This is a genomic window from Streptomyces sp. HUAS MS02, from assembly GCF_055702265.1.
This window is the reverse complement of record NZ_CM146747.1, coordinates 2,192,786-2,217,242: the sequence shown is the minus strand read 5'-3', so window position 1 is coordinate 2,217,242 and position 24,457 is coordinate 2,192,786. Positions and strand designations below refer to the sequence as shown.

Below are 24,457 nucleotides of genomic sequence, written 5' to 3'. Positions count from 1 at the left end.
CGGGCCGCCCGGTCCGGGACGGGAGTGGATGAGTCGATGGAGACTCCGGGGTCGCAGTCGTCGCTGCACCGAGCAAATCTCGAGCGCGTCGTACGGGCGGTGCGCCTCGCCGGGTCGCTCACGCAGGCGGAGATCGCCAGGACCACCGGCCTGTCCGCGGCCACGGTCTCCAACATCGTGCGCGAGCTCAAGGACGGTGGAACCGTCGAGGTCACGCCCACGTCGGCGGGCGGCCGCCGGGCGCGCGCGGTCTCGCTGAGCGGGGCCGCGGGCATCGTGATCGGTGTCGACTTCGGGCACACGCATTTGCGCGTCGCGATCGGAAATCTCGCCCATCAGGTGCTCGCCGAGGAGGCCGAGCCGCTGGACGTGGACGCCTCCTCGACGCAGGGGTTCGACCGTGCGGAGCAGCTGGTCACCCGGTTGATCGAGGCCACCGGGGTGGATCGTACGAAGGTCGCGGGCGTGGGGCTGGGGGTGCCCGGTCCGATCGACGTGGAGTCCGGGACGCTCGGTTCCACCGCGATCCTGCCGGGCTGGACCGGCACCAAGCCGGCCGCCGAGATGCAGGACCGCCTGGGCGTCGCCGTGCACGTGGACAACGACGCCAACCTCGGCGCCCTCGGCGAGCTGGTCTGGGGCAGTGGCCGGGGGGTGCGGGACCTGGCCTACATCAAGGTCTCCAGCGGCGTTGGTGCCGGTCTGGTGATCGATGGCAAGATCTACAGGGGCCCGGGTGGCACGGCGGGAGAAATCGGGCATATTACTCTTGATGAATCCGGCCCGGTCTGCCGCTGCGGCAACCGTGGGTGCCTGGAGACCTTCGCCGCCGCACGCTATGTGCTGCCGCTCCTCCAGTCCAGCCACGGCACCGATCTGACCATGGAAGGGGTCGTACGGCTGGCGAGGGACGGGGATCCGGGCTGCCGTCGGGTGATCGCCGACGTCGGCCGACACATCGGAAGTGGAGTCGCCAATCTCTGCAATCTGTTGAACCCGAGCCGCGTGGTCCTCGGCGGCGATCTCGCCGAGGCCGGAGAGCTGGTTCTCGGACCCATAAGGGAGTCGGTCGGCCGGTACGCGATCCCGAGTGCCGCACGTCAACTCTCAGTGCTGCCAGGGGCACTTGGCGGCCGTGCCGAGGTCCTCGGGGCCCTGGCGCTGGCCCTCAGCGAGATGGGTGATTCGACCCTTTTGGACGGGACCCTCTCCGCAGCAACCCCTGTCTTCACTTAGAGAACGAAACACGCCGTTGCCAACCCGTTAAGGATTTACTTCTTGACGTCGCACGTGTGGCCGAGTTGACTTCCAGCCACCTCGGCCGCAGCGCTGCGGCCCGTGTCAGGGAGGCACAACCCAAAATGAACGCAATGATGCGTAGAGTCGTGATCGGCGCCACCGCGGTTTCGCTGGCGCTCTCCGTGGCCGCCTGTGGCAAGGCCGGCGACGACAACGACTCGGACAGCGGCAGCACCGGTGGCGGCGACAGCAAGACGATCGGTCTGCTCCTGCCCGACAACGTCACCGCGCGCTACGAGAAGTTCGACCGTCCGTACTTCGAGGACAAGGTCAAGGAACTCTGCGACGACTGCAAGGTCGAGTACGCGAACGCGGCCGCTGACCCCACCAAGCAGGCTCAGCAGATGAGCACCATGGTGACCAAGGGCGTCAAGGTCATCGTCGTCTCCGCCCAGGACTCCGCCGCCATCAAGTCCTCCATCCAGTCCGCGGTGGACAAGGGCGTGAAGGTCGTCGCCTACGACCGTCTGGCCCAGGGCCCGGTCTCGGCCTACGTCTCCTTCGACAACGTGAAGGTCGGCGAGCTGCAGGGCGAGGCCCTCATCGCCGCCCTCGGCGACAAGGCGACCCCCAAGGCCAAGGTCGTCATGATCAACGGTGACGACGCCGACCCGAACGCCGGTCAGTTCAAGGAGGGCGCGCACAAGGCCCTCGACGGCAAGGTCGACATCGCCTACGAGCAGTCCGGCCTCTGGAAGGACACCGTCGCCGCCCAGAAGATGTCCGCGGCCATCACGCAGCTGGGCGCCAAGAACATCGCGGGCGTCTACGCCGCCAACGACGGCATGGCCGGTGGCATCGCCAACACCCTCAAGGGTGCGAAGATCAGCGGCATCCCGCTGACGGGCCAGGACGCCGAACTCGCGGCCATCCAGCGGATCGTCGCCGGCACGCAGTCCTCCACGGTTTACAAGGCCTACAAGCCGGAGGCCGACACGGCCGCCGAGCTCGCGGTCAACCTGCTGGAGGGCAAGGACATCAAGTCCCTGGCCGACACCGAGGTGACCAGCGGTTCCGGTGACAAGGTCCAGGCGAAGCTGCTGGTCCCGGTCTCCGTGACCAAGGACAACATCAAGGACACGGTGGTCAAGGACGGCCTCTACACGGTCGCCGACATCTGCACCCCCGAGTTCGCGAAGGCCTGCAAGGAGGCCGGCCTCGAGTAGTCGCTCGGGCCCGCGGCCGCGCGGGGTCGTCCCGGGGACGACCCCCGCGGTCCCGTAGAACCTGTCCGACGCCCGCCCCGACTTCAGACCCCGCTTCCGGGGCGGGCGTCGGACGGAACCGCTGCCGACAGAGCAGCGGACATAGACATGTTCACCTTGTAAGCCTTGTGCGTCGGCCCCTCACCCCGGGGCCCGGCACATTCCTCCGCGCTGGTCTCAAGCGCGGCATCCCCGCCGGTCAGGCGGCGAAGGAGATGGTTCACGTGTCCGCTACGCCCGTGCTGGCGTTGCGCGGAGTCTCCAAGCGATTCGGTGCGGTGCAGGCACTCACCGACGTCGAGCTGGAGGTCCACGCCGGTGAAGTGGTCGCCCTGGTGGGCGACAACGGCGCAGGAAAGTCCACCCTGGTCAAGACCATCGCGGGTGTCCACCCCATCGATGAGGGCGTCATCGAGTGGCAGGGCGACCCGGTCAAGATCAACAAGCCGCACGACGCCCAGGGCCTCGGTGTCGCGACGGTCTACCAGGACCTCGCGCTCTGCGACAACCTCGACGTCGTCGGCAACCTCTACCTCGGCCGCGAGCTGCTGCACCGGGGCGTCATCGACGAGGTGACGATGGAGAAGAACTCCCGGGAGCTGCTGTCCACGCTCTCCATCCGGATCCCGAGCGTACGGATCCCGATCGCGAGCCTCTCCGGTGGTCAGCGCCAGGTCGTCGCCATCGCCCGCGCCCTCATCGGTGACCCCAAGCTCGTCATCCTGGACGAGCCCACCGCCGCCCTCGGCGTCGAACAGACCGCCCAGGTCCTCGACCTGGTCGAACGGCTGCGTGAGCGCAACCTCGCCGTCATCCTCATCAGCCACAACATGGCCGATGTCAAGGCGGTCGCGGACACCGTCGCGGTCCTGCGCCTGGGCAAGAACAACGGCTCCTTCTCCGTGAAGGACACCAGCCACGAAGAGATCATCGCCGCGATCACGGGTGCCACGGACAACGCCGTGACCCGTCGCGCGGAGCGGCGCACCACGGAGGCGGCAAAGTGAGCGACACGTCCAAGACCGTGAAGAGCGATTCCGCGACCGTCGGCGAGGGCCAGACCACGGTCGCCCCCTCCGACGACCCCACGGCGGCGCCGGTCACCGTCGTCGACCCGCGTCTGCTGGTCCGCGAAGAGGGCCTCAAGGGCTATGTCACCGAGTTCAAGCGCAAGGTGAAGGGCGGCGAGCTGGGCTCGCTGCCGGTGGTCATCGGTCTGATCGTCATCTGGACGATCTTCCAGCTTCAGAACGATCGTTTCCTCAGCGCCGACAACCTCTCGAACATCAGCTACTTCCTCTCGGCCACCGGCATGCTCGCCATCGGCCTGGTGTTCGTGCTGCTGCTCGGCGAGATCGACCTGTCCGTGGGTTCGGTCAGCGGCCTGGCCTCGACCCTGTTCGCCGTGTTCGCGGTGAACGAGGGCATGAACTCCTGGTTGGCACTGGTCCTCGCGGTCATCACCGGTCTCGCCATCGGCGCGCTGCACGGCTGGTTCTTCGCCAAGATCGGCGTACCCGCGTTCGTCGTCACCCTGGCCGGCTTCCTCGGCTGGAACGGTCTGATGCTGTGGCTGCTGGGTGAGAGCGGCACCATCAACATCCCCTCCGACGAGGGCCCGGTCCGTCTGCTCGGCCAGAGCTCCTTCTTCATGGACCAGGCCATCATCGGCGCGTACATCCTGGCGGGCCTCGCCGTGGCGCTCTCCCTCGTCGGCAACTTCAACGAGCAGCGCCGTCGTCGGGCCGCGGGTGTGCCGTTCCGGCCGACCAGCGAGATCCTGCTGCGCGTCGGCGCGCTCGCGCTGGTCTCCTTCGCCGCCGCCGCCGTGCTCAACAACGCGTCCGGTGTCTCCAACGCGCTGGTGATCTTCCTCGCGGCGCTGGTGATCGTGGACTTCGTCCTGCGTCGTACGACGTACGGCCGTCAGGTGTTCGCGGTCGGCGGTGGCATCGAGGCGGCCCGCCGGGCCGGTATCAACGTGCCGATGATCCGGATCACCGTGTTCGCCATCTCCGGTGGCTTCGCGGCGATCGGCGGTATGTTCTTCGCCGGCCAGACCGCGAGCGCGACGCTGTCCGCCGGTGGCGGCAACACGCTGATGCTCGCGATCGCCGCGGCCGTCATCGGCGGCACCAGCCTCTTCGGCGGGCGCGGGTCGGTGTGGTCGGCGCTGCTGGGCATGCTGGTGATCCAGTCGATCCAGACCGGTCTCGACCTGCTGAACATGAACACCTCGATCCAGTACATGATCACGGGTGCGGTGCTGCTGGGTGCGGTGGTCATCGACTCCGTCAGCCGCAAGAGCCAGAAAGCGGCGGGGCGCGCGTAGCGGATTTGCGGAGGGGCGCCGTTGGGGTGCCTCTCCGTCGCCGGCCGCGGGTCGTACGTGGCTGGTCGCGCAGTTCCCCGCGCCCCTGACGGGGCGCCAGCTGCCCCAGATCGAACAAGTGCCCGGCGTCGATTTCGGCGCCGGGCACTTCCGCTTGTTGTCGGACGTTTCGTACGGGTACGTCTGCGCAGGATGGTTTACGGCCGTTCGTGTGACACGGGACCCGACCGCCCGGCGGTCGGCCCGGTGCGCGGAAGATTAGACTTCGACGAGCCCGGTAACGCTCGAACAGCACTATCGCAAGGAGGCACGGGTGCCGCTGCTGACCCGCATCAGGGGACCGCGCGATCTGGACCGGCTCAGCCTGGAGGAGTTGGACCAGCTGGCGGAGGAGATCCGGACCTTCCTCGTGGAGGCGGTGTCGAAGACCGGCGGTCACCTCGGCCCGAACCTCGGCGTGGTCGAGCTCACCATCGCCCTGCATCGGGTCTTCGACTCGCCCAAGGACAAGGTGCTGTGGGACACGGGTCACCAGTCCTACGTCCACAAGCTGCTGACCGGCCGCCAGGACTTCTCCAAGCTGAAGATGAAGGGCGGCCTGTCCGGCTACCCCTCGCAGGCCGAGTCCGAGCACGACGTCATCGAGAACAGCCACGCCTCCACGGTGCTGGGCTGGGCCGACGGCCTCGCGAAGGCCAACCAGGTGCTCAAACGCGACGACCACGTGGTCGCGGTCATCGGCGACGGCGCGCTGACCGGCGGTATGGCCTGGGAGGCGCTCAACAACATCGCCGACGCCAAGGACCGCCCCCTGGTCATCGTCGTCAACGACAACGAGCGCTCGTACGCGCCGACCATCGGCGGCCTCGCCAACCACCTGGCCACGCTGCGGACGACCGACGGCTACGAGCGCTTCCTCGCCCGCGGCAAGGACCTGCTGGAGCGCACCCCGGTCGTCGGCCGGCCGCTCTACGAGACGCTGCACGGTGCCAAGAAGGGCCTGAAGGACTTCATCGCCCCCCAGGGCATGTTCGAGGACCTCGGCCTGAAGTACGTCGGTCCGATCGACGGGCACGACATCGAGGCCCTGGAGTCCGCGCTCTCCCGCGCCAAGCGGTTCGGCGGGCCGGTCATCGTGCACTGCCTCACCGAGAAGGGCCGCGGCTACCAGCCGGCCCTCCAGGACGAGGCCGACCGCTTCCACGCCGTCGGCAAGATCCACCCGGACACGGGTCTGCCGATCGCCTCCTCCGGCGCCGACTGGACCTCCGTCTTCGGCGAGGAGATGGTGAAGCTCGGCAAGGAGCGCGAGGACATCGTCGCCATCACGGCGGCCATGCTCCAGCCGGTCGGACTCGACAAGTTCGCCAAGGCCTTCCCCGAGCGGGTGTACGACGTCGGCATCGCCGAGCAGCACGGCGCGGTCTCGGCCGCGGGCCTCGCCACCGGCGGTCTGCACCCCGTCTTCGCCGTGTACGCCACCTTCCTCAACCGCGCCTTCGACCAGGTCCTGATGGACGTCGCCCTCCACAAGTGCGGTGTGACGTTCGTCCTGGACCGGGCCGGTGTCACCGGCACCGACGGCGCCTCCCACAACGGCATGTGGGACATGTCGATCCTCCAGGTCGTCCCGGGGCTCAGGCTGGCCGCGCCGCGCGACGCCGACCAGGTCCGCGCCCAGCTGCGCGAGGCCGTCGAGGTCACCGACGCGCCGACCGTGGTGCGCTTCTCCAAGGGCGCCGTCGGCCCCGCCGTACCCGCGCTGCGCCGGGTCGGCGGCATGGACGTGCTGCGCGAGCCCGGCACCGACACCCCGGACGTGCTCCTCGTCTCCGTCGGCGCCCTCGCGCCGATGTGCCTGGAGATCGCCGACCTGCTCGACAAGCAGGGCATCACCACGACGGTCGTCGACCCCCGCTGGGTCAAGCCCGTCGACGAGCACATGGCGCCGCTCGCGGACAAGCACCGCGTCGTCGTCACCGTCGAGGACAACTCCCGCGTCGGCGGCGTCGGCTCGGCCGTCGCCCAGGCACTGCGCGACGCCGGCGTGGACATCCCGCTGCGCGACTTCGGCATCCCGCCGCGCTTCCTCGACCACGCCTCCCGTGCCGAGGTCATGGCCGAGATCGGGCTCACCGCGCCCGACATCGCCCGCCAGGTCACCGGGCTGGTCTCCAAGCTCGACGGCCGCCTCGACGGCGCGCCCGCCGAGGCGGAACCGGCGCGCGACTGACCCACCGCTGCGGGCCGATCGGGCCGGTTTCGCCATCCTTTACGGTGGTGAGACCGGCCCATTCGCGTGAATCCGCTCGCGCCGGGGCATACGGTCCCCCAGCTCTCGGCTTCGCTCGACCCGGGGGGACCCCCATCGCCCCCTCTCGATCATGTCGAGGACGACAAGCGTGGGAGGTACGCCCGTGAGCAGCACACTCTTCCGGACGAAGAAGGTGGAGCAGTCCATCCTCGATACCGAGGAGCCAGAGCACGCGCTCAAGAAATCCTTGTCCGCGCTGGATCTGACCGTCTTCGGCGTCGGTGTCATCATCGGCACCGGCATCTTCGTCCTCACCGGCACGGTGGCCAAGAACAACGCCGGACCCGCCGTCGCCCTCGCCTTCGTCGTGGCCGGCGTCGTCTGCGCGCTCGCCGCCCTCTGCTACGCGGAGTTCGCCTCCACGGTCCCGGTAGCCGGATCCGCGTACACCTTCTCGTACGCCTCCCTCGGGGAACTGCCCGCCTGGATCATCGGCTGGGACCTGGTCCTGGAGTTCGCGCTGGGGACGGCGGTGGTGGCCGTCGGCTGGTCCGGCTACATCCACTCGCTGATGGACAACGCCGGCTGGGACCTGCCGGCCGCGCTCGGCACGAGGGACGGGGCGGACGGCTTCGGCTTCGACATCCTCGCCGCCGCGCTCGTCCTGATCCTCACCGCCATCCTCGTGGCCGGCACCAAGCTCTCCGCACGGGTCACCTCGGTCGTCGTCGCCATCAAGGTGACCGTCGTCCTCACCGTGATCATCGCGGGCGCCTTCTTCATCACCGCCGACAACTACGACCCGTTCATCCCCAAGGCGCAGGAGGTACCGGCGGGCGACAGTCTCCAGTCCCCGCTGATCCAGCTGATCTTCGGCTGGGCGCCCGCCAACTTCGGGGTGATGGGCATCTTCACGGCCGCCTCCGTCGTCTTCTTCGCGTTCATCGGCTTCGACGTCGTCGCCACGGCCGCCGAGGAGACGAGGAACCCGCAGCGCGACATGCCCCGGGGCATCCTCGGCTCCCTGCTGATCTGCACCACGCTGTACGTGGTGGTCTCGATCGTCGTCACCGGCATGCAGCACTACACCGAGCTGTCCGTGACCGCGCCGCTGGCCGATGCGTTCAAGGCCACCGGGCATCCGTGGTTCGCCGGCTTCATCAGCTTCGGCGCGGCCGTCGGTCTGACGACCGTGTGCATGATCCTGCTGCTCGGTCAGACCCGGGTGTTCTTCGCGATGAGCCGCGACGGACTGCTGCCGCGCTTCTTCTCCCAGGTCCACCCCCGGTTCAAGACCCCGCACCGGCCGACCATCCTGCTCGGTGTGGTCATCGCGATCGTCGCGGGCTTCACCCCGCTGAGCGAGCTGGCCGAGCTGGTGAACATCGGCACGCTGTTCGCCTTCGTGGTCGTCGCGATCGGTGTCGTCATCCTCCGCCGGACCCGGCCCGACCTGCACCGCGCGTTCCGCACGCCCTGGGTGCCGGTCATCCCGATCCTCTCGGTGTGCGCCTCGCTGTGGCTGATGCTCAACCTGCCCGCCGAGACCTGGCTCCGGTTCGCGGCCTGGATGGCCCTCGGCATCGTCGTCTACTTCGTCTACGGCCGCTCGCACAGCCGGCTCGCACGTCCCGAGAAGACGCCCGCGGGCGGGGTCGGGGGCCCGCCGGGAGGCTCCACCCCGTAGCCGCCCTGCGGCCGTTGTCCCGCTCTCCGGTCCCGTACGTCCCGCTTCCGGCGGGAGGCACGGGGCCGGAGGCGTGCCGGGCCCGTTCCGCAGGCGGGTCCTCGCCCGGCGGACCGACGGACCGACGGACGGCTGGTCAGGCGTCCCCGCGCACCGTCCGCGGCCCGGCCACCTCGGCGCCCAACTCGCCCACCCTGCGCCGTAGTTCACGGTCTGCGGTGACCACGAGGCAGGGGCGGTCGCGCGCCTCCTCGGCGACGAGTTCCACGATGCGGTCGTCACCGCTGCGGGGCGCCGCCTCGACCCGTACGCCGGGCACCGGCTCCACACCCCGGGCCGCGCCCTCGACGACCATCACGAGCTCGACGGGACCGTCCCGGCCGGGGACCCCGTCCCGGGCCAGACGGTCGCGCAGCCGCTCCGCCGCGCCGTGCCGGTCGCGCCACCAGCCGTCGGGGACGGAGCCGATGACATTGGCGGCGTCGACGATCACGAGCAGGGAGGCGTCCATGGGGGACAGAGTCGCATGCCGGGCGGCCGGGCCGGGTTGGCGAAACGTTGATCCTATGATGGGGTCCGCTCGGTCTTCCGCTTGTCGTGCGAGAAGGCGGCCGGGGGGCCGCGCCGAGCGTCGTCGGAAGGGGCGGGGCACGTCATGCGGACCAGATCCGGGCGCGGTGCGGCCCAGGGGGCGGCGGCCGACATCTCGGCGAAGGGCACGAGCGCGCGGCACCGGGCAGAGACCACGCTCGCCGGTTCCTGGCTGGTCCTCGGCAAGGACGGCAGGCTCACCGCGTACGCCCGCGCCCGTACGGGGCTTTTGCGCTGGACGCAGACACGGCCCGGCGGCGCCGAGTGGACCGGGCCGGACCACTTCCCCGTGTCGGGGCTGACCGACCTCCACGTCGTGCAGGGCGCGGACACCTATGTGCACTTCCTCGGCCGCCGTGAGGTGCCCAAGGGCGACGGCCCGCCCGCCGTGGACGTCGTGCACGCCATCCAGTACCAGACCGGACGTCCCGTCACCGAGTGGCGTTCGCTGGGTAATCCGCACGAGGACGCGGCGAAGGCGGCGCGCTTCGGCAGGCCCACCGGCGCGGTGAGCGCCGGCGGCAACGTCCATGTCTTCGCCCGCAACGCGGGTGGCGGCGTGATGCTGCGCCGGGAGCTGGCGGGCGGCAAGTGGAGCGCCTGGACCGACCTCAAGGGTCGCCTGGTGCGGGACCCGGTGGCCGTGGTCGCCTATGCGTCCGGGCGCGTCGAGGCGCTGGTCGGCGGCCAGGACCTCGTCATGCGCTGGACGCAGGAGAAGCCGGACGGGAACTTCGGCCAGGCGCCCACCGCGCCGCTGTCCGTGGCCCCCGGCAGCCTGGTGGGTCTGGAGACCGGGCCCGACCGGGCGACGTACTACTGGACCGACCCGGAGACCGGAGGCGTCGTCGCGCACCGGCCGGGCGGCCCGGTGATCCCGCTCGGCGGGGCTCCGGCCGAGGGGCCGGTCGCCGTGCTGAGGGTGCCGCTCGACGGGTACGACTGCACGGTCCTGGCCCGTCGCGACGGCGAGGGGCGGGTCCTGCTGGCGGCCTGCGGCACGGAGAACGAGGAAGCCGGGGTCTGGTGGGCGCCGACCCGCGAACGCTGCGTGGGGACGCCGGCGTTGGCCCGGGACGCCCATGGGCGGGTGGTGCTCGGGGTGGTCGACACGGGGGGCGCGTTGCGCATGGCCCGGCAGAACGACGAGACGGGCTTGGCGCTGGCGCCGTCCGTGGCGGTCTGACGGGGCGTTCGCGCCCGCGTATGCGCCCACGCGTATGCGCCCACGCGTATGCGCCCACGCGTCTGCGCCCACGCGTATGCGCCCACGCGTCTGCCGGGGGCGCTGGTTCGGCGGGTGCGGGTCGTGGAGGGTTGCTCGCGCCGTTCCCCGCGCCCCTTACGGGGCCGGTACGGGAAGAGGGCCCCCGCCCGTAGGCGGAGGCCCTCAGCCGTGTCGATGGGTCACGCGGGGACCGAAGCCACCCCGGGCTCCAGGAACTTCTTGCCGTTGACCCGCTCGCTGACGCCCTCGCGGTCCAGGTACGGCGTGATGCCGCCCAGGTGGAAGGGCCAGCCCGCGCCGGTGATCAGGCAGAGGTCGATGTCCTGCGCCTCGGCGACGACACCCTCGTCGAGCATGAGCCCGATCTCCTGGGCGACGGCGTCGAGCACACGGGCCCGCACCTGCTCCTCGGACAGGACGGAGTCGCCCTGCTTGAGGAGGGCTGCGACCTCGGGGTCCAGCTCCGGCTTGAAGCCGTTCTCTGCGGAGTAGACGTAGAAGCCGCGCTTGCCGGCCTTGACGACGGCGGCGAGGTTCTCGGAGACGGTGAAGCGGTCCGGGAAGGCCCGGTTGAGGGTCTCCGAGACGTGCAGGCCGATGGCCGGGCCGACCAGCTCCAGGAGGACCAGCGGCGACATCGGCAGACCCAGCGGCTCGACCGCCTTCTCGGCGACCTCGACCGGCGTGCCTTCGTCGATGACGTTCTGGATCTCGCCCATGAAGCGGGTGAGGATGCGGTTCACGACGAACGCCGGGGCGTCCTTCACGAGCACCGCGGTCTTCTTCAGCTTCTTGGCGACGGCGAAGGCCGTGGCGAGCGAGGCGTCGTCCGTCCGCTCGCCACGGACGATCTCCAGGAGCGGCAGGATCGCGACCGGGTTGAAGAAGTGGAAGCCGACGACCCGCTCGGGGTTCTTCAGCTTCGACGCCATCTCGGTCACCGACAGCGAGGAGGTGTTGGTGGCGAGGATCGCGTGCGCCGGGGCGACCGCCTCGACCTCCGCGAACACCTGCTGCTTGACACCGATCTCCTCGAACACGGCCTCGATGATGAAGTCCGCGTCCGCGAAGCCCTCGGCCTTGTCCAGGACACCGGTGACCAGGGCCTTGAGACGGTTGGCCTTGTCCTGGTTGACCCGGCCCTTGAGCAGCAGCTTGTCGATCTCGGCATGGACGTAGCCCACACCCTTGTCGACGCGCTCCTGGTCGATGTCGGTCAGCACGACCGGCACCTCCAGGCGGCGCAGGAAGAGCAGCGCGAGCTGGGAGGCCATCAGACCGGCGCCGACGACACCGACCTTGGTGACCGGACGCGCGAGCGACTTGTCCGGCGCACCGGCGGGGCGCTTGCCGCGCTTCTGCACCAGGTTGAAGGCGTAGATACCGGCGCGCAGCTCGCCACCCATGATCAGGTCGGCGAGGGCGACGTCCTCGGCGTCGTAGCCCTGCTGGAGGTCGCCGTTCTTCGCGGCGGCGATGATGTCCAGCGCGCGGTACGCGGCCGGGGCCGCCCCGTGCACCTTGGAGTCCGCGATGAAGCGGCCCTTGGCGACGGCCTGGTCCCAGGCCTCGCCGCGGTCGATGACCGGGCGCTCGACCTCGATGTCGCCCTTGAGGACGTTCGCCGTCCAGATCAGCGACTGCTCCAGGAAGTCCGCGCCCTCGAAGATCGCGTCCGCGATCCCGAGGTCGAAGACCTGCTGGCCCTTGAGCTGCTTGTTCTGGTTGAGCGAGTTCTCGACGATGACCGTGACGGCCTTGTCGGCGCCGATCAGGTTCGGCAGGATCGTGCAGCCGCCCCAGCCGGGGACCAGCCCGAGGAAGACCTCGGGGAGGGAGAAGGCCGGCAGCGCCTTCGACACGGTGCGGTAGGAGCAGTGCAGACCGACCTCGACGCCACCGCCCATCGCGGCACCGTTGTAGTACGCGAAGGTCGGCACGGCGAGCGCGGAGAGGCGCTTGAAGACCTCGTGACCGCCCTTGCCGATGGCGAGCGCGTCGTCGTGGTTCTTCAGCAGCTCGACACCCTTGAGGTCGGCGCCGACGGCGAAGATGAACGGCTTGCCGGTGACACCGGCACCGACGATCTCGCCGGCCGCGGCCTCCTTCTCGACCTGGTCGATGGCGGTGTTCAGGTTCGCCAGCGACGCCGGGCCGAAGGTGGTCGGCTTGGTGTGGTCGAAGCCGTTGTCGAGCGTGATGAGCGCGAAGCGCCCGGCGCCGAACGGCAGGTCGAGGTGGCGTACGTGCGCGGACGTCACGACCTCGTCGGGGAACAGCTCGGCAGCGCCCTTGAGAAGCTCAGCGGTGGTGCTCACTTGTCGCCTCCGGCGTCCTTGTGGTGCGGGTTCTCCCAGATGACGGTCGCGCCCATGCCGAAGCCGACGCACATGGTGGTGAGGCCGTAGCGGACCTCCGGCTGCTCCTCGAACTGGCGGGCGAGCTGCGTCATCAGACGCACACCCGAGGAGGCCAGCGGGTGACCGAAGGCGATGGCGCCGCCGTACTGGTTGACGCGCGCGTCGTCGTCGGCGATGCCGTAGTGCTCCAGGAAGGCGAGCACCTGCACGGCGAAGGCCTCGTTGATCTCGAACAGGCCGATGTCGTCGATGGACAGGCCCGCCTGGGCGAGCGCCTTCTCCGTAGCCGGGATCGGGCCGTAGCCCATGACCTCCGGCTCGACACCCGCGAAGGAGTACGAGACCAGGCGCATCTTCACCGGGAGGTTGTTCTCGCGGGCGAAGTCCTCGGAGGCGATCAGCGAGGCGGTGGCACCGTCGTTGAGACCGGCAGCGTTACCGGCGGTGACCCGGCCGTGGACCCGGAACGGGGTCTTGAGGCCGGTCAGGTTCTCGATGGTCGTGCCCGGCCGCATCGGCTCGTCGGCGGTGACCAGGCCCCAGCCCGTCTCACCGGCCTCCGCGTTGGTGCGGCGCACCGAGATCGGCACCAGGTCGGCCTGGATCTTGCCGTTGGCGTACGCCTTGGCGGCCTTCTCCTGCGAGCGCACGGCGTACTCGTCGGCGCGCTGCTTGGTGATCGTCGGGTACCGGTCGTGCAGGTTCTCGGCGGTCATGCCCATGAACAGGGCGGACTCGTCGACCAGCTTCTCGCTGACGAACCGCGGGTTCGGGTCGACGCCCTCACCCATCGGGTGGCGGCCCATGTGCTCCACACCACCGGCGATGGCGACGTCGTACGCGCCGAAGGCCACGGAACCGGCGACCGAGGTGACGGCGGTCAGGGCGCCGGCGCACATGCGGTCGATGGAGTAGCCGGGCACCGACTGCGGCAGACCGGCGAGGATGCCGGCCGTACGGCCGATGGTGAGGCCCTGGTCACCGATCTGCGTGGTCGCGGCGATGGCGACCTCGTCGATCTTCGCGGGCTCCAGACCGGGGTTGCGGCGCAGCAGCTCCCGGATCGCCTTCACGACGAGGTCGTCGGCGCGGGTCTCGTGGTAGATGCCCTTCGGGCCCGCCTTGCCGAACGGGGTGCGGACGCCGTCGACGAAGACGACTTCCTTGACGGTACGAGGCACGATGGCTCTCCTCCAGAGGTGCGGGACGGCACTGCTGCGACGCGCAACCGCTGAGCGCGCGCTCAGGCCCATGCTACTTGCGAGTAACAGTGCTGCCCACCCCTGGGGAGGGGAGCGGCGAACGTCACACGCGTTCTGCATGTTACCGCCGGTTACATCCGTCGCCCTCAAGGGCGCGGAGCTGTATCGATATGCGGCTCCGCCGCGTGGGCACGACCAGCCGGCGCGAACCCGCGGACCTGTACGGCGCTCAGGGGGCAGTAGCAGTGGACCCTCTCGGAACCAGCACGGGCGTGGCCACCGGATGCGAAGCCCCGCCCCCACCGATCACCTCGAACAACGTCCGCGCCACCTCCGCCCCGAACCCGTGCACGTCATGACTCATCGCGGACAGCGTCGGCCGCGTCAGCCGGCACAACTGCGAGTCGTCCCACGCCAGCAACGACACCTCCTCCGGCACCCGAACCCCCATCTCGGCCGCCACCGACAGCCCGGCCACCGCCATGATGTCGTTGTCGTAGACGATGGCGGTCGGCCGATCGTCCTCCGGGGCGGTCAGCAAGGACCGGGTGGCCCTGGCCCCCGCCTCCCCCGAGAAGTCGGTCGCCACCTGCCGCGCGCCGGCCAGCCGCAACTCCCGGGCCGCCTGGTCGAACGCCGCGGTACGAATGGCCGTGTGCCCCAGCGCGGCCGCGCCTCCCACCCGCGCGATCCGCCGGTGCCCCAGCACGGCCAGATACCGCACCGCCTCCGTCACGGCGGTCGCGTCGTCCGTCCACACCGACGTGAGCTCGCCGGTCAGCGAGGGATGCCCGACGGCCACCACCGGCAACCCCAGCCGCTCCACCGCGGCCACTCTGGGGTCGTCCGCGCGGAAGTCGACGAGGATCGACCCGCTGACCTGCCGCCCCCGCCACCACGCGTCCTGGAGCCCCACCTCCTCCTCCAGGTTCCGCACCAGCCGCAGCAGCAGCGAGCAGGACCGCTCGGTCAGCACGCTCTCCACACCGGAGACGAACTCCATGTAGAACGGTTCGAGCCCGAGCTGTCTGGCGGGCCGGCAGATCGCCAGCCCCACCACGTCGACCCGCTGACTCGACAGCGACCGCGCCGCCAGGTTGGGCGCCCAGCCGAGCTCCCGTGCCGCCGCGAAGATCCGGTCCCGCGTGGCGTCGGACAGCCCCGGCTTCCGGTTGAACGCGAGCGACACCGCCCCCTTGGACACCCCGGCGAGCGCCGCGACGTCCTTGATCGTCACGCGCGGGGTCGGCGCCGGGGGCGGACCGTGCGGCGGGGGCGGCGGCGGAGTGGGCGAGGTGCTCATCGGGCGGGCTCCACGCAGTACAGGGCCCGCCGCACGTCCGCCACGTCCGGCACGGCCTCCAGTCCGCGCACCCCGATGGTCACCCGCTCGCCCGGCAGCAGGGTGACCAGCCCGGTGTCGGCCCGCGCCGCGGGCCCCAGCCGGTCCGCCTGCAGCAGCAGGTCCCGCACCAGCGTCCGCGCCGTCACGGACACCGAACCCGTCCCGACCTCGACCTCGAACTCCGGCCTCGCATAGGGCACTTCACGATCCGGCACCGGGAAGTGCACCGCCCGCAGCGACTTCTCCCCGTCACGCGCGTCGGCCACCAGGAACTCCTTCGCCCCCACGGGCTCCACCTCGCGCGGCACCCGCACCTCGGCCACCGTACGCGCGGCGGCGGACACTTCCACCGCCGTCTCGGCGACGACGATCCCCTCCACGGTGATCCGCCGCAACCGCGTGCCGCCCGGGGCCCAGGACTCACCCGACTGGTTCACCACGGCCAACACCAAGCCCTCACCGCGCACTTGAAGCGTCAGCAGCCGGTCCGCGTACAGCCGGCGCAGCTCGTGGTACAGCGGCTTCTCCCGCCCGTCCCCGTCGATCGCCGCCCACGAGGTCACCGGCCAGCAGTCGTTGAGCTGCCACACGACCGTGCCCGCGCACACCGGCCAGTGCGACCGCCAGTGCTCGATCCCGGCCGCGATCGCCCGCGCCTGGTTGACCTGCGTCAGATAGTGCCAGCGGTCGAAGTCCCCGTCCGGCACGACGAAATGACGCGCGAGCCCCCGCTCCAGCTTCCCGTTCCCGTCCTCGGCCTTCTGGTGGTGCAGCATGCCGGGGGAGCCGGGCGCGAGTTCCTCACCCGGCAGCGCCCGCCGCAAGGTCGCGTACGCGGGCGGCGCCTGCCACCCGAACTCGGCGACGAACCGCGGCACAGCGGACCGGTACTCCGCGTAGTCCTCCCGGTTCCACACCTCCCAGGAGTGGTGCGTGCCGTGCGCCGGGTCGTTCGGATGCCGGTCCCACGACCCCGACCAGGGGCTGCCCGCCGTGTACGGCCGGGTCGGGTCCAGCTCCGCGACCACCCGCGGCAGCAGCCCCAGGTAGTACCCCTCGCCCCACGACTCCCCGGCGAGCCGCTCCTCCCAGCCCCAGTCCCTGAACCCCCACAGGTTCTCGTTGTTGCCGTTCCACAGCACCAGCGAGGGGTGCGGCATCAGCCGTACGACGTTCTCCCGCGCCTCGGCCTCCACCTCGCCCCGCAGCGGCTGCTCCTCCGGGTAGGCCGCGCACGCGAACGGGAAGTCCTGCCAGACCAGCAGTCCCAGGTCGTCGCAGACGTCGTAGAAGTCCTCGCTCTCGTAGATCCCGCCGCCCCAGATCCGTACGAGATCGACACCGGCCCCGGCCGCCTGCCCCAGCCGCTCCCGGTACCGCTCGCGCGTGACACGGGAGGGGAAGACGTCGTCCGGGATCCAGTTCACCCCGCGCGCGAACAGCCGCTCCCCGTTGACGACGAGCGTGAAGGCGGTCCCGTGCTCATCGGCGCCCCGGTCCAGTTCCACGGTCCGGAACCCGACCCGCCGCCGCCACACATCGAGCGCCTCACCCTCGCCGTGGAGGGTCAACTCCACCTCGTACAAGCGCTGTTCCCCGTAGCCGCGGGGCCACCACAGCTCCACGCCCGGCACCTCCAGCCGTACGGTGCCGCTCGTCCCCTCGACCTCCGCGACCGCGGCGACACCCCCCACCCGGGCCTCCAGCCGCAGCCCCGCCTCGACCGCCGCCCGCTCCACGTCGACGAGCAGCTCCACCCGGCCCGTCGTCCCCTCGACGGTCACCAGCAGCCGCACCCGGGCGATCCGGGCGGTGGACCACCGCTCCAGCCGAACGGGCCGCCAGATCCCCGCGGTCACCAGGGTCGGCCCCCAGTCCCAGCCGAAGGAGCAGGCCATCTTCCTGATGAACTGGAACGGCTGCGGATAGGCGTTCGGCCGGTCGCCGAGCCGTTCGCGCACGGCCTCCGCCTCGGCGTACGCGGAGGCGAAGCGCACCGAGAGCAGACCGCTCGTACCGGTGACGTCGAAGCGGTACGAGCGGTGCATGTTCCGCACCGAGCCGAGGAGCCGTCCGTCGAGCCGGATCTCGGCGGCGGTGTCGAGCCCGTCGAAGACCAGATCGGTCTGGTCGTGCCCGCCTGCCGCGCCGCGCCCGGGCAGCTCGATCTCGTACGTCCACTCCCGGCGCCCCACCCACGCCACCGCGTCCTCGTTCCGGCCGAGGAAGGGATCCGGGATCAGGCCCGCGGCCAGCAGATCCGTGTGCACGCACCCGGGCACCGCGGCGGGCAGCGGTTCCTGCTCGTGCCGCAGGATCCAGCCTTCGGTGAGCGGTGTGGCGTCCAGCATGCGCACTCCCTAAACCGGTCCAGTCAGTGAGCCGACACAGTCGCGAAATCTTTCGGCAGCCTTGGCGCAATACGGACTTTACCGGTTCAGTTACTGGCTGCCAGAGTGCCGAACCAGCCATCCCACCCGTGCTCGTCCGTCCCGAACGGAGCTGGTGCACATGAACCACCGGAAGACGCTCACCGGAACACTGCTGGCGGCCGCGCTTCTCGCGTCGGGCTGCACCGGCGGCGGAGGAAGCTCGAAGGGCGCCGACGCCGAGGCGGCCGACGACCCGGCACAGGTGTCCGGATCCATCACGGTCCTCACCCATCGGACGGACCTCGTGCAGGACGGCACGATGAAGAAGTACGCCGAGGACTTCAACAAGACCTATCCGAAGGTGAAGGTCACGTTCGACGGCATCACCGACTACGAGGCCGAAGTCAAGATCCGGATGAACACCGACAACTACGGCGACGTCCTGATGATCCCGGCCGTGATCCAGAAGAACGACTACCCCAAGTTCTTCGCCTCGCTCGGCACCGAGAAGGAGCTGAGCCGGAAGTACCGCTTCACGGGCTTCACCGCGGTCGACGGCAAGGTCTACGGCCAGAGCCCGATGGGCGCGACCCCCGGCTTCCTCTACAACAAGCGCATCTGGGCCGAGGCCGGCGTGACCGACTGGCCCACCACCCCGGCGGAGTTCCTCACCGCCCTGAAGGCCGTCAAGGCCAGGACCGACGCCGTCCCGTACTACACCAACTTCGCCGCCCAGTGGCCGCTGACCCAGTGGACTGCCGTCAACGGTTCGGTCAGCTGCGACACCGAGGCCACCACCCGCCTCGCCGAGGGCAACCCCTGGGGCGAGGACGGCGAACTGCGCGTGGCCGACCGGCTGTTGTACGACATCGTCGACCAGGGCCTGATCGAGAAGGACCCGGCGACCACCAACTGGGAGAACTCCAAACCCCAGTTGGCCAAGGGCGAGATCGCCACGGCCTGGCTCGGCAGCTGGGCGGTCATCCAGTTCCGGCAGGCGGCCGAGAAGGCCGGGGCCGACCCCGACGACATCGGCTTCATGCCCTTCCCCGCCCGGGTCGACGGCAGGGCCTGCGCGACCGCCAACCCCGACTACAACCAGGCCGTCAGCATCCACTCCGAGCACAAGGAGGCCGCCCGCGCCTGGGTCGACTGGTTCACCGAGAAGTCGGGCTACGCGGCGGACAACCTCTCCATCTCCACCCTGAAGGACGCCCCGCTGCCCGAGGTGCTCAAGCCCTACGAGGAGCAGGGCGTCGAACTGATCGAACTGGACGACACCGCAGGCGGGAAGGTCAAGGCCATCGACAGCGCCTCCGAGGTCGGCATCAACGGCCCCGCCTACCGCCAGGAACTGGTCGACATCGCCCGCGGCGCCAAGGACGGCGACATCGACGACTTCCTCGACGACCTCGGCAAGCGCTGGACCGAGGCCGCGAAGACCGTGGGGTCCTGATGCCCCAGGCGCGTACGACACATCCCCCGCACGCGACGCAGAAGGCGGCGCGGCCCCGGACGGCCGCGCCCCGGCCCCCCACGCCCCGGCTCGCCCCTCGCGGGGCGCGCCTGCGGCGTGGGCTCACCCCCTGGCTCTTCCTGGCCGTCCCGCTGGCCCTGCTGATCACCTTCACCTACGCGCCGGTCGCCAACATGGTGGCGTACAGCTTCACCGACTGGGACGGCGTCAGCCCCGAGCTGCACTACACCGGCACCGACAACTACGTCGAGATCTTCACCCGTCCCGAGCTGTTCCGGGTCTTCTTCGTCAGCGGCTACTACCTGGCCGCCTCGGCCCTGCAGATCGTGCTCGCCCTCTACTTCGCGACGATCCTCAGCTTCGACGTCCGCTTCCGGAACCTCTTCAAAGGCGTCCTGTTCTTCCCGTACCTGATCAACGGCGTCGCGATCGGCTTCGTCTTCCTCTACTTCTTCCAGGACGGCGGCACCCTCGACTCGGTCCTCGCCCTCTTCGGCCACGAGCCGGACCGCGCCTGGCTCGGCACGGAGACCTCCGCGAACGTCTCCCTCGCCGGCGTCTCGGTGTGGCGCTACCTGGGCCTGAACTTCGTGCTCTTCCTCGGCGCGATCCAGTCGATCCCGGGGGAGCTGTACGAGGCGGCCGAACTCGACGGCGCGAGCCGCTGGCACCGGTTCCGGTACATCATCGCGCCCGGCATCCGACCGGTCCTGAGCCTGAGCGTGATCCTGTCGATCTCCGGCTCGCTCTCGGTCTTCGAGATCCCGTACATCATGACGGGCGGCGCCACCGGCACCGAGACCTTCGTGATCCAGACCGTCAAGCTCGCCTTCCAGTTCAACAAGACGGGCCTCGCGTCCGCCGCCGCGGTCGTCCTGCTGCTGATCATCCTGGCGGTGACGTGGCTGCAACGCCGACTGGTCCCCGACGACAGGGTGGACCTCGTATGACGACCCTCACGACCCCCACCCCGGTGACCCGCGGGCGAGTCGCCCGCACGCTCACCTACCTGTCCCTGGTCGGCGCGTCGGTCGTGGTCCTGCTGCCGCTGCTGGTGGTCCTGCTGACCTCGCTGAAGACGGAACGGGAGATGGCGGCAGACGGCGGCGCCCTCACCCTGCCGGACAACTTCCTGAACCTGGAGAACTACGTCACGGCCTTCCGTGACGGCGAGATGCTCGCCGCCTTCGGCAACACGGCCTTCATCCTCTTCTTCGCCATCACCGGAACGGTCCTCATCGGCTCGATGGCGGCCTATGCGATCGACCGCTTCACGTTCCGCTTTCGGAAACTGGTCGTCGCGCTCTTCCTGGTCGCCACCCTCGTCCCCGGTGTCACCACCCAGGTCGCGACCTTCCAGATCGTCGACAGCTTCGGCATGTTCGACACCCTCTGGGCGCCGATCGCCCTCTACATGGGCACCGACATCGTCTCGATCTACATCTTCCTGCAGTTCGTGCGGTCGATCCCGGTCTCCCTGGACGAGGCCGCCCGTCTGGACGGCGCCAACGCCTTCACGATCTACCGCAAGATCATCTTGCCCCTGCTCAAACCGGCGATCGCCACGGTCGTCATCGTCAAGGGGATCACGGTGTACAACGACTTCTACATCCCGTTCCTCTACCTGCCGTCCGACGACCGGGGCGTCATCTCCACGTCCCTGTTCCGCTTCAAGGGCCCCTTCGGAGCCCACTGGGAAACGATCTCGGCAGGAGCGGTCCTGGTGATCCTGCCGACCCTGATCGCCTTCCTGCTGCTCCAGAGATTCATCTACAACGGCTTCACGAGGGGAGCGACGAAGTAGGGGTGCCGAGTCAGCCGCCGCAACTCCAGGGGCGCGGCGAACTGTGCGACCAGCCACGAACCACCCGCACCCGCCGACCAACGGAACTCCTACGGCGACCAGGCACCCGCAGAGCGACTAGGCACCCTTGATCTTCGCCACCGCCGCCATCGCCCCCACCAGCACCGGCGTCACCAACTCCACCTGCCAGGCCCGAGCCCCGTACCCCGCCAGCGCCGCCGAGATCGACTCGGCGTTAACCGTGGCCGGCGGCTCCCAGCACAACCGCCGCACCGTGTCCGGAGTGATCAGGTTCTCCTGCGGCATGGTGAGCTGCTCCGCCAGCGCGGACACCCCGGCCCGGGCCGCGGACAGCCGCGCCGCCGCCGCCGGATCCTTGTCGGCCCACGCCTTCGGCGGCGGTGGCCCCGTCACCGGCTGCCCGTGCGCCGGCAGCGCGGAGTCCGGCAGGGCCCTGGCCCGGTCCACCGCGGCCTGCCACTGCTCCAGCTGCCGCCGTCCCATCCGGTGTCCGAACCCGGTCAGCGCGGCCAGCGCGTGCGCGTTGACCGGCAGGGCCAGCGCCGCCTCCACGATCGCCGCGTCGCTCAGCACCTTCCCCGGCGACACGTCGCGCCGCTGGGCGATGCGGTCCCGCGCCTCCCACATCTCCCGGACGACCGCCATCTGACGGCGCCGCCGCACCTTGTGCATGCCGGACGTCCGCCGCCAGGGGTCCTTGCGGGGTTCGGCGGGCGGCGCGGACGCGATCGCGTCGAACTCCTGCCGCGCCCACTCCAGCTTCCCCTGCCGGTCCAGCTCCTTCTCCAGGGCGTCCCGCAGGTCCACCAGGAGTTCCACGTCGAGCGCGGCGTAGCGCAGCCACGGCTCGGGCAGCGGGCGGGTGGACCAGTCGACCGCGGAGTGGCCCTTCTCCAGGACGTAGCCGAGGACGCCCTCGACCATCGCGCCGAGGCCGACCCGGGGGAAGCCCGCGAGCCGCCCGGCCAGCTCGGTGTCGAAGATCCGCGTCGGCACCATGTCTATCTCGCGGAGACAAGGCAGGTCCTGGGTGGCCGCGTGCAGCACCCACTCCACGCCGGAGAGTGCCTCGCCGAGGCCGGAGAGGTCGGGGCAGGCGACGGGGTCGATGAGCGCGGTGCCCGCGCCCTCGCGGCGCAGCTGCACCAGATAGGCCCGCTGACCGTAGCGGTAACCGGACGCGCGTTCGGCGTCCACGGCGACGGGGCCGGAGCCCGCGGCGAAGGCGGCGATCACCGCGGCGAGCGAGGACTCGTCGGCGATCACGGCCGGAATACCCTCCCTCGGCTCCAGCAAAGGGATCGGCGCCCCCGCTTCAGAGGATCCGTCGTCGTCCGGAGGGGCGCCTCCGGTGGTTCGCAGGGTCCTGTCTGCTGCGGTCTCTTGGGCGTCGGTCACCTGTCAAGGGTATCTGTGTATGGACATGGCCCGCCGACGGAACGTTCCGCCGACGGGCCTTGTGGGGTCGTAAACCAGTCACGTGTCACACGTGTCAGTGAATGTTTCCGGCGAACCGTGAGAGACCGGACGTACAGGGGGAATACCGGCCTCTCGCTGCTTCCGGGGTCCCGGTGTCAGTGGATGATCCCGGTGCGCAGGGCCACCGCCACCATTCCGGCACGGTCGCCGGTGCCGAGCTTGCGTGCGATTCGGGCCAAGTGGCTCTTGACCGTGAGCGCGGACAGGCCCATGGAGACGCCGATCGCCTTGTTCGACTGCCCTTCCGCGACCAGGCGCAGCACCTCGACCTCGCGTCCCGACAGCTCCCGGTAGCCGCCCGGGTGGCTCGGGGCGCCCGGGGGACGGCGGTGCATACGGGCGGCGGAGCCGATGGGGGCGGCACCGGGGCGGGTGGGCAGTCCGATGTTGGTGCGGGTGCCGGTGACGACGTATCCCTTGACGCCGCCGGCGAGGGCGTTGCGGACGGCGCCGATGTCGTCGGCGGCGGAGAGGGCGAGGCCGTTGGGCCACCCCGCCGCGCGGGTCTCGGAGAGGAGGGTCAGGCCGGAACCGTCCGGCAGGTGGACGTCCGCGACGCAGATGTCACGGGGGTTGCCGATGCGGGGGCGGGCCTCGGCGATGGACGAGGCCTCGATGACGTCGCGGACGCCGAGGGCCCACAGGTGGCGGGTCACGGTGGACCGGACCCGGGGGTCGGCCACCACCACCATCGCGGTCGGCTTGTTCGGACGGTAGGCGACCAGGCTTGCGGGCTGCTCGAGGAGAACGGACACCAGGCCTCCTGGGTGCGGGACGGGGGCCGGCTCGCTGGGCTCGTGGGGTCGAAGCCGGGACGAACCGTGCTTTCAAGGTCACAGAGGTCTTCGGCACCAAACCTCTGCTCCTTTAGAGAATGATCACGATTTGGTGAGTAACAATACGTTCAATTCGGACAAATCTTCGATCATTCGAAGATCGAACGGTGTCGCTTCATGTCGATACGCGGCCGAAAGTGGCCGTATCGACAAAGTGATGGTTTTGATCGGCGTGGTGGCTCGCACGCGAAAAGGGCCGTGCTCGGAGCACGGCCCTTGAGGCGCGAACGGTTGGGCGATTGGGCGATCCGGCGATTCAGCGGGACTGCGGGCCCCGTCGCTGGGGCAGCGACACCACCGCCGCGTCCCCGGGGTCGACCGCCGGAGGCAGGCCCGCGATCTGGGCGAGCAGGTCGCACCAGGAGGCGAGGTGCGCGGCGGTGTCGGGTACCCCGCCCAGGACCTCGCGCGGGGTCCACGACGCCCGGATCTCGATCTGCGACGCGGCCGGCCGCGTCGCCAGCCCGCCGAAGTAGTGGGAGCTCGCCCGCGTCACCGTCCCGCTCGGCTCCCCGTACGACAGCCCCCGGGACTGCAGCGCGCCGGTCAGCCACGACCAGCACACCTCCGGCAGCAGCGGATCGGCGGCCATCTCGGGCTCCAACTCCGCCCGGACCAGGGTCACCAGGCGGAACGTGCCCTGCCAGGCGTCGTGCCCCGCCGGGTCGTGCAGCAGCACCAGCCGGCCGTCGGCCAGGTCCTCGTCACCCTCGACGACCGCGGCCTCCAGGGCGTACGCGTACGGGGCGAGCCGCTGGGGCGGCTTGGTCGACTCGATCTCGATCTCCGGCCGCAGCCGTGGGGCCCGCAGCGCTTCGACGGCGGAGCGGAACGGCAGCGGTGCCGTCTCCCTCGCATCGCGCTCCCCCTCCTTCGCGTCGTCCATCCCGCCAGCGCCGTCCGACAGTCGTCCCTGAGCCGCAGCCATGCCGGAACATTAAGGGGAACGGGGCCCGGGCGCAGGG

18 protein-coding genes are annotated in these 24,457 nt (G+C 70.2%); 10 read left to right on the top strand and 8 right to left on the bottom strand.

Going from position 1 to position 24,457, the window contains the following annotated elements; all coding sequences use genetic code 11:
* The first annotated feature begins 36 nt into the window (after positions 1–36).
* The 6 genes from ACZ9QC_RS09475 (at position 37) to ACZ9QC_RS09450 (ending at position 8,777) form a co-directional block, all read left to right on the top strand.
* Complete coding sequence (locus tag ACZ9QC_RS09475) at positions 37–1,236, top strand: ROK family transcriptional regulator (protein ID WP_472919756.1); 1,200 nt, start codon at positions 37–39, stop codon at positions 1,234–1,236.
* 137 nt (positions 1,237–1,373) lie between these two features.
* A complete protein-coding gene (locus tag ACZ9QC_RS09470) occupies positions 1,374–2,465 on the top strand; it encodes a sugar ABC transporter substrate-binding protein (protein WP_472921646.1) in 1,092 nt (363 codons plus the stop codon).
* Positions 2,466–2,719: 254 nt separating this feature from the next.
* Positions 2,720–3,511: an ATP-binding cassette domain-containing protein gene (locus ACZ9QC_RS09465; protein ID WP_184900491.1), complete on the top strand. Its 792-nt coding sequence runs from the start codon at positions 2,720–2,722 to the stop codon at positions 3,509–3,511.
* Positions 3,508–4,836, top strand: coding sequence for a sugar ABC transporter permease (locus tag ACZ9QC_RS09460; RefSeq protein ID WP_472919755.1), 1,329 nt, complete (start codon positions 3,508–3,510; stop codon positions 4,834–4,836). Before ACZ9QC_RS09465 ends, ACZ9QC_RS09460 begins: the two co-directional genes overlap by 4 nt.
* 313 nt (positions 4,837–5,149) lie before the next feature.
* Positions 5,150–7,069: a 1-deoxy-D-xylulose-5-phosphate synthase gene (gene dxs / locus ACZ9QC_RS09455; protein ID WP_472919754.1), complete on the top strand. Its 1,920-nt coding sequence runs from the start codon at positions 5,150–5,152 to the stop codon at positions 7,067–7,069.
* 184 nt (positions 7,070–7,253) lie between these two features.
* Complete coding sequence (locus tag ACZ9QC_RS09450; protein WP_472919753.1) at positions 7,254–8,777, top strand: amino acid permease; 1,524 nt, start codon at positions 7,254–7,256, stop codon at positions 8,775–8,777.
* Positions 8,778–8,913: 136 nt separating this feature from the next.
* On the opposite strand, the gene ACZ9QC_RS09445 is transcribed toward ACZ9QC_RS09450, so the two are convergent.
* A complete protein-coding gene (locus ACZ9QC_RS09445) occupies positions 8,914–9,288 on the bottom strand; it encodes an NYN domain-containing protein (RefSeq protein ID WP_472919752.1) in 375 nt (124 codons plus the stop codon).
* Between the two features lie 144 nt (positions 9,289–9,432).
* Between ACZ9QC_RS09445 and ACZ9QC_RS09440 the strand changes: the two genes are divergently transcribed.
* Positions 9,433–10,554 (top strand): PLL family lectin, encoded by a 1,122-nt coding sequence (locus tag ACZ9QC_RS09440; RefSeq protein ID WP_472919751.1) that lies wholly within the window; start codon positions 9,433–9,435, stop codon positions 10,552–10,554.
* 221 nt (positions 10,555–10,775) lie between these two features.
* On the opposite strand, the gene ACZ9QC_RS09435 is transcribed toward ACZ9QC_RS09440, so the two are convergent.
* The 4 genes from ACZ9QC_RS09435 to ACZ9QC_RS09420 form a co-directional block, all read right to left on the bottom strand.
* Positions 10,776–12,914 carry a 3-hydroxyacyl-CoA dehydrogenase NAD-binding domain-containing protein gene (locus tag ACZ9QC_RS09435; RefSeq protein WP_472919750.1) on the bottom strand — a complete coding sequence of 713 codons (2,139 nt, stop codon included), beginning with the start codon at positions 12,912–12,914 and terminating at the stop codon, positions 10,776–10,778.
* Positions 12,911–14,137 carry a thiolase family protein gene (locus ACZ9QC_RS09430; RefSeq protein WP_045559888.1) on the bottom strand — a complete coding sequence of 409 codons (1,227 nt, stop codon included), beginning with the start codon at positions 14,135–14,137 and terminating at the stop codon, positions 12,911–12,913. The genes ACZ9QC_RS09435 and ACZ9QC_RS09430 overlap by 4 nt, the downstream gene beginning before the upstream one ends.
* 250 nt (positions 14,138–14,387) lie before the next feature.
* On the bottom strand, positions 14,388–15,461 hold the full coding sequence (locus tag ACZ9QC_RS09425; protein ID WP_472919749.1) for a LacI family DNA-binding transcriptional regulator: 1,074 nt from the start codon (positions 15,459–15,461) through the stop codon (positions 14,388–14,390).
* Positions 15,458–17,854, bottom strand: a complete 2,397-nt coding sequence (locus tag ACZ9QC_RS09420) for a glycoside hydrolase family 2 protein (RefSeq protein ID WP_472919748.1) — start codon at positions 17,852–17,854, stop codon at positions 15,458–15,460. The genes ACZ9QC_RS09425 and ACZ9QC_RS09420 overlap by 4 nt, the downstream gene beginning before the upstream one ends.
* Positions 17,855–18,014: 160 nt before the next feature.
* Here ACZ9QC_RS09420 and ACZ9QC_RS09415 point away from each other — a divergent pair, with 160 nt between their 5' ends.
* From ACZ9QC_RS09415 to ACZ9QC_RS09405, 3 genes are read left to right on the top strand one after another with little or no spacing between them, the layout of a single operon-like run.
* Complete coding sequence (locus ACZ9QC_RS09415) at positions 18,015–19,331, top strand: ABC transporter substrate-binding protein (RefSeq protein ID WP_472919747.1); 1,317 nt, start codon at positions 18,015–18,017, stop codon at positions 19,329–19,331.
* Entirely contained in the window at positions 19,331–20,302 is a 972-nt protein-coding gene (locus ACZ9QC_RS09410; RefSeq protein WP_472919746.1) for a carbohydrate ABC transporter permease, read from the top strand. Before ACZ9QC_RS09415 ends, ACZ9QC_RS09410 begins: the two co-directional genes overlap by 1 nt.
* Positions 20,299–21,156, top strand: a complete 858-nt coding sequence (locus ACZ9QC_RS09405) for a carbohydrate ABC transporter permease (RefSeq protein ID WP_472919745.1) — start codon at positions 20,299–20,301, stop codon at positions 21,154–21,156. Before ACZ9QC_RS09410 ends, ACZ9QC_RS09405 begins: the two co-directional genes overlap by 4 nt.
* A gap of 117 nt (positions 21,157–21,273) precedes the next feature.
* Here the strand turns inward: ACZ9QC_RS09405 and ACZ9QC_RS09400 are convergent, their stop codons facing one another.
* The 3 genes from ACZ9QC_RS09400 to ACZ9QC_RS09390 form a co-directional block, all read right to left on the bottom strand.
* Positions 21,274–22,575, bottom strand: coding sequence for an HRDC domain-containing protein (locus ACZ9QC_RS09400; RefSeq protein ID WP_472919744.1), 1,302 nt, complete (start codon positions 22,573–22,575; stop codon positions 21,274–21,276).
* A 176-nt stretch (positions 22,576–22,751) separates the two neighbouring features.
* Positions 22,752–23,411 carry a helix-turn-helix transcriptional regulator gene (locus tag ACZ9QC_RS09395; protein WP_005481878.1) on the bottom strand — a complete coding sequence of 220 codons (660 nt, stop codon included), beginning with the start codon at positions 23,409–23,411 and terminating at the stop codon, positions 22,752–22,754.
* 337 nt (positions 23,412–23,748) lie between these two features.
* Positions 23,749–24,420, bottom strand: a complete 672-nt coding sequence (locus ACZ9QC_RS09390; RefSeq protein WP_472919743.1) for a DUF3000 domain-containing protein — start codon at positions 24,418–24,420, stop codon at positions 23,749–23,751.
* Between the last annotated feature and the right edge of the window lie 37 nt (positions 24,421–24,457).

Bases quoted from the DNA above. Each gene is read 5' to 3' on its own strand.
- ACZ9QC_RS09475 (WP_472919756.1), top strand. From the start codon at position 37: ATGGAGACTCCGGGGTCGCAGTCGTCGCTGCACCGAGCAAATCTCGAG.
- ACZ9QC_RS09470 (WP_472921646.1), top strand. From the start codon at position 1,374: ATGCGTAGAGTCGTGATCGGCGCCACCGCGGTTTCGCTGGCGCTCTCC.
- ACZ9QC_RS09465 (WP_184900491.1), top strand. From the start codon at position 2,720: ATGGTTCACGTGTCCGCTACGCCCGTGCTGGCGTTGCGCGGAGTCTCC.
- ACZ9QC_RS09445 (WP_472919752.1), bottom strand. From the start codon at position 9,288: ATGGACGCCTCCCTGCTCGTGATCGTCGACGCCGCCAATGTCATCGGC.
- ACZ9QC_RS09440 (WP_472919751.1), top strand. From the start codon at position 9,433: ATGCGGACCAGATCCGGGCGCGGTGCGGCCCAGGGGGCGGCGGCCGAC.
- ACZ9QC_RS09425 (WP_472919749.1), bottom strand. From the start codon at position 15,461: ATGAGCACCTCGCCCACTCCGCCGCCGCCCCCGCCGCACGGTCCGCCC.
- ACZ9QC_RS09420 (WP_472919748.1), bottom strand. From the start codon at position 17,854: ATGCTGGACGCCACACCGCTCACCGAAGGCTGGATCCTGCGGCACGAG.
- ACZ9QC_RS09415 (WP_472919747.1), top strand. From the start codon at position 18,015: ATGAACCACCGGAAGACGCTCACCGGAACACTGCTGGCGGCCGCGCTT.
- ACZ9QC_RS09410 (WP_472919746.1), top strand. From the start codon at position 19,331: ATGCCCCAGGCGCGTACGACACATCCCCCGCACGCGACGCAGAAGGCG.
- ACZ9QC_RS09405 (WP_472919745.1), top strand. From the start codon at position 20,299: ATGACGACCCTCACGACCCCCACCCCGGTGACCCGCGGGCGAGTCGCC.
- ACZ9QC_RS09390 (WP_472919743.1), bottom strand. From the start codon at position 24,420: ATGGCTGCGGCTCAGGGACGACTGTCGGACGGCGCTGGCGGGATGGAC.